The 4125-nt window shown below is 44.9% G+C and carries 5 protein-coding genes; 1 reads left to right on the plus strand and 4 read right to left on the minus strand.

Going from position 1 to position 4125, the window contains the following annotated elements:
* The 4 genes from fghA to IBX50_RS17875 form a co-directional block, all read right to left on the minus strand.
* Positions 1-656: S-formylglutathione hydrolase (fghA, locus tag IBX50_RS17860; RefSeq protein ID WP_292257688.1), on the minus strand; the 656-nt coding region annotated here is incomplete at its 3' end.
* Positions 657-667: 11 nt separating this feature from the next.
* A complete protein-coding gene (locus tag IBX50_RS17865; protein ID WP_292257696.1) occupies positions 668-1756 on the minus strand; it encodes an S-(hydroxymethyl)glutathione dehydrogenase/class III alcohol dehydrogenase in 1089 nt (362 codons plus the stop codon).
* The gene (locus tag IBX50_RS17870) at positions 1726-2706 is read right to left on the minus strand and encodes a hypothetical protein (protein ID WP_292257690.1); all 981 of its coding nucleotides are present in this window, start codon (positions 2704-2706) and stop codon (positions 1726-1728) included. Before IBX50_RS17870 ends, IBX50_RS17865 begins: the two co-directional genes overlap by 31 nt.
* A gap of 15 nt (positions 2707-2721) precedes the next feature.
* Entirely contained in the window at positions 2722-3342 is a 621-nt protein-coding gene (locus IBX50_RS17875) for a LysE family translocator (protein ID WP_292257693.1), read from the minus strand.
* Between the two features lie 329 nt (positions 3343-3671).
* Between IBX50_RS17875 and IBX50_RS17880 the strand changes: the two genes are divergently transcribed.
* On the plus strand, positions 3672-4115 hold the full coding sequence (locus tag IBX50_RS17880) for a hypothetical protein (RefSeq protein WP_292257695.1): 444 nt from the start codon (positions 3672-3674) through the stop codon (positions 4113-4115).
* Positions 4116-4125 lie beyond the last annotated feature (10 nt).

The following is a 4125-nucleotide window of genomic DNA, read 5'->3' on the forward strand; positions in this document are numbered from 1 at the left end:
AATATTGGTAAATCAGACTTTTGCTGAGCCAGCAGCAGCGAAGCATCATATTGCTGCCAGTTGGTTTCATTTTCGCCAAGATAACCGCTTAGTGCTTTGCGACCCCAAGGACAATTGATCGGATTACTGATGGGTGCAAAAGCCGAGACCGAGCAATAACAACCAGTTTCCCGTAAAGCAATAACCAGTGCACCATGGCCTCCCATGGAATGACCAGAGATAGCTCGGCGAGTTGATACAGGCAGTTCCGCTTCTACCAAGGCAGGCAACTCTTTACAGATGTAATCGTACATCTGGTAATGCTGTTGATAGGGTGCTTCGGTGGCATTAACGTAAAAGCCAGCTCCTAAGCCAAAATCATAAGCACCTTCTGGATCGTCTGGTACTTGATCACCACGAGGACTGGTATCCGGGATCACCAGTGCAATACCCAGCTCTGCTGCCCACTGCTGAGCGCCGGCTTTTGCCGAAAAGTTTTCATCGGTGCAAGTTAAACCAGATAACCAGTAGAGTGCTGGAACACTCTGTTGTGCCGCTTGTGGAGGCAAATAAACAGAAAACTGCATTCGGCAATGCAGGGTTTTTGAATCGTGTTCAAAGCGTAGCTGATGGCCACCAAACAATCGCTGATCACTGGTTTTTTCCAGAGCAGGCATCATAACTTTCCTTAAAAATGGATCACAGTGCGGATCGATTTACCTTCATGCATCAAATCAAAGGCGTCATTGATCTGCTCCAGAGGCAGGGTGTGGGTGATAAAGGTATCCAGCTCAAACTCACCTGCCAGATAACGCTCTACATAATCTGGTAATTCAGAACGACCTTTGACACCACCAAAAGCACTACCACGCCAGACTCTGCCTGTTACCAACTGGAAAGGACGCGTGGAAATTTCCTGACCCGCTCCGGCGACACCTATAATGATGGATTCACCCCAGCCCTTGTGGCAGCACTCCAGCGCTGAGCGCATCACATGCACATTACCGATGCATTCAAAGGAAAAATCCACGCCGCCATCCGTCATTTCAACAATGACGTCTTGAATAGGTCGATCAAAATCATTCGGGTTGACCAAGTCGGTGGCACCCAGTTGAGTGGCGATTTCAAACTTGCTTTCATTGATATCAATAGCAATGATACGACTCGCTCCAGCCATCACCGCGCCAATAATGGCTGATAACCCTATACCACCCAGACCAAACACGGCCACTGTATTACCCGGCTGGACTTTGGCAGTATTCATCACCGCGCCCATACCGGTGGTAACACCACAGCCCAGCAGGCAGACTTTTTCTAGTGGTGCACTTTTGTTGATTTTGGCGAGCGAGATTTCCGGGAGTACGGTGTATTCAGAAAAAGTTGATGTACCCATGTAGTGATAAATCGGCTGGCCGTCTTTGGAAAAGCGGGTGGTGCCATCCGGCATCAGGCCTTTGCCTTGGGTAGCACGAATGGCTTGGCATAGGTTGGTTTTACCGGATAAACAGAACTTGCACTGACCACACTCCGGGGTATACAGCGGAATAACATGATCACCGACCTGAACTGAAGTAACACCTTCACCGATGGCCTCAACAATGCCGCCACCTTCATGACCCAAAATAGCTGGAAAAACACCTTCGGGATCATCACCGGACAAGGTATAAGCATCGGTATGACAGACACCGGTAGCCACAATACGAACCAGCACTTCACCCCGCTGAGTGGATTGCAGTAGGATTGCTGTCAGGCAAACATGCCTCGCAATAGTGTCCAGAGATCTTGCTGGTCGACTTGGTTTAAGCCAAGCAGTTGACTGGATAGTGATGACTGTTGTGCCCAGTGTTGATCCAGCCAAGCGGCCAATTGTGCTTGTAGTTCATCTTTTGAGAGATTGGTGGTGCTATCGGATGTTGCTGTCGTAGGAGGCTTTGGTGGCTGTTCTAGCGGCAGGAATACATCACCCCCTGCGCCTGTACCGGTAAGTTTCTGCAGGAAATCCAGATCGACCACCTTGCTGAAGGATTTAAGGCTTTTTTCAGGGTGAAGCATTTGCTCCAGAAAGCCGGACTCAAACTGCACAAGGGGTGTTTCCTTACTGGAATAAATAGCCTGAGCTTGTTGTATTGTGGCAGGGTCAGCTGGTTCTGTTGGTGGGTGAAAGTAGTGAGTGGTCTGTTGACTCTGGCGGTAAACCCCCATAAAAAATCCCAACCCATTAACCTGTTCAGCATCAAGACCACTTTCTTTGGCATAGATGTACACATCTGTCAGCGCCTGAACATCACTTTCAAGCAGCAATCCTGAGACGTTCATCGTCAACAGGTCTTTTCTATTTGTAGCATTCAGCGGGTTTTCTGTGGTGATACCAGAGCCTTGGATAAGTTGATTTTTCAGCTCTTCTAGATCAACGGAGCGACCAAAGGTTTGCAGCAGTTCGTTGGCTTTTTGATCCACCAGATGAAGGTTATAACGCCCTACATCAATATTTACGCTGGCTGTTCCCAGCTGATCCATGCGACCTTGAAAAGGTTCAACAGCCTCTTGTTGCAGCCAATCCACAGCCTGTTGAAAAGCCTGGGTAAGGGCTTGGCTGGTGGAGCTCAGTTGCAGCTCTGGCTGGAAGTTGGTTGTGCCTTGTGAAGGTTGCTGGTTTTTATCTGACACAGCACGAGTTGTTGATGTGCCTGATGAATGAGTGACTGTTGAGTTGGGGGTGATTTCCATCTATTGCCTCGCATATTATGCATTTGATATATTTGACAATGTTGAATAAATTGCATAGATTGCCAATAAAAATAAAACAGCACCAGAGGTACGGCTTACCAAGTTTGCCATCTTTTCATTTGTTAGCTTTGAAAAAGTTGCCGAATAAAATAACAGAATTGAGTAATCCAAAATCATCCATATAATAATAAGTATTGCCATAGATGCATGGATGTCACTTGAGACTGCAAAAAAAGAAGGGAAGAAAGCTATGAAAAATAAAATGTCTTTTGGGTTTGACATGCCAATGACAAATCCATTTCTGAAGTAATGACGACTGGGTAACTCTTCTCTTCTCTCTAGCGATACCTTTGAAATTGTTATATTGAAAGAAAAATACAGAACATAGAAAGAGCCAATAAGTGTGAGCCATAGCAAAGCTGACGGACTTACTGCAAGAACGCCTTGAACAACAACAAAAGACAGCGCGATCAAAATGAGCGATGCCATATTCGTACCAATAACCGTCGCCAACCCTGCGCGAAATCCGCCGCTAACACTTGAGTTGACTACGAGTAGCGTTACTGGCCCCGGTGTTCCCAAAAACAACAATATCGCCAATGCATAGGCGGCGATTAAATAATAATCAAGAGTCAAATTATAACTCCATTTATTTGGTTTTTCTTCATAAAAAATCCGGGTGAGTCCAGAAATTTTTCATCGATATTTTTTATTTCTTGGAGTTCGCTTGTGGTTAATTTGTTGTTATGAAAATAAAAGGATATTTTGTCCTTTCGTCTTCTTTCTCTGTTTTATGCGCTTTCAATATAACCTTTCTGGTCTGTGTGCTTCTGTAATATCTTGCTATGGCGTTCTGTAGCCGATGTGAGATTCATATAATATGCATCACTGTTTTTTCTATTGCAAAATACAGTCGATCGGTACAGATTGTTACATTCTTTGCATGGTTTATTTGGATTGTTTTTGTGTATATTTTGATGTTGATGGTAAAATTAAATGGAGATTTAATTATGAATGTTTCTATGTCTTCAAGTTCCAATGTTTGGCCGATGCCCGCAAGTGAAGGTCCGCGTAGCGCTGTTTTTTCTACCGAAAAAAAGCTGGAAGTTGACTCGGAAAACTCTAATAAACAGACGTCTACAGCCAAAATTGATCTTAGAAATGCATCCATGGCCGATCTGGCAGAGTTAAGCGAGAAGGTGGATTTTCCAGCTGGTTTCTTCTTCCCTTTGGTTATTCCACCCTCTTACTCCATATCGCCAGAAGACTATGCTAATCATAAAACCGATTATTTGGCTCAACTGGAAAGCAGTATCGCTATGGCAAAAAGCAAAGGGGGTGATGCTCAATGGTTTGAAGATGCTTTCGGAACATGTCAACCTCATTTGAGCCAGCTCTTTAAAAATTAAATTGCTTTTT

Source organism: Marinospirillum sp. (assembly GCF_014859565.1).